The organism is Kitasatospora sp. SC0581 (assembly GCF_048159585.1).
Lineage (GTDB): Bacteria > Actinomycetota > Actinomycetes > Streptomycetales > Streptomycetaceae > Kitasatospora.
The window spans coordinates 1-601 of the sequence record NZ_JBLRWA010000107.1 but is presented as its reverse complement, the minus strand read 5'-3'; the positions used below and the strand labels follow the sequence as shown (position 1 = coordinate 601).

The following is a 601-nucleotide window of genomic DNA, read 5'->3' as shown; positions in this document are numbered from 1 at the left end:
CCGGAGAAGGTTGCCTGTACAATCCTTTTTTGAGCAGCTCCATTTGGGCAAGATATTGACCGAGGGCTTCTTCGGCCGTTAATTCCCCAGCGAATGCTTGCACAAGATTATGAAAGGTGACGGCCTCCAAAATCGTGATCATATCCTGCAGGTCCCGTTCATCGCGGATGTTCAGTTTTTTTGTGTTGACGGACCGGAGTAAAGCCAAATCCTGCTTTTTAAGATCCTCTTCAAAAAAATTTTCTGCCAAAGTATTTTCGGTTTTATAATTCATATTGGAAAAAGCGTTTTTGAAAAAATTGGCATTTTCCTCATTTCGAATGTCCTGAACGGCGAATTGAAAGACCTCGGTAAAAGCCGCAAATAAATCCCCGCCCTTTTTTCGGAGAGTGGAAATAAACTGTTCTTTGCTTTTTCGCGAGAGCAAACGCAGCAAATAATAAAACAAATCCTCCTTATCTTCAAAGTATTGGTAAAAGCTTCCTCTCGGAATGCAAGCTTCCTGTACAATATTTGCGACAGAGGATTCATGCAGCGGCGCTCTCGAAAATTCCTTTTTTGCAGCTTGAATTAAAGTGTCCTGCTTTTCTTTCGGCAACCG

1 protein-coding gene is annotated in these 601 nt (G+C 42.3%); it reads right to left on the bottom strand.

All coding sequences use genetic code 11. The annotated features are described in order from the left end of the window. Positions 1-601, bottom strand: a 601-nt coding sequence (locus tag ACLWS4_RS37290) for a TetR/AcrR family transcriptional regulator (protein ID WP_416876464.1), incomplete at both ends; no start/stop codon positions are given.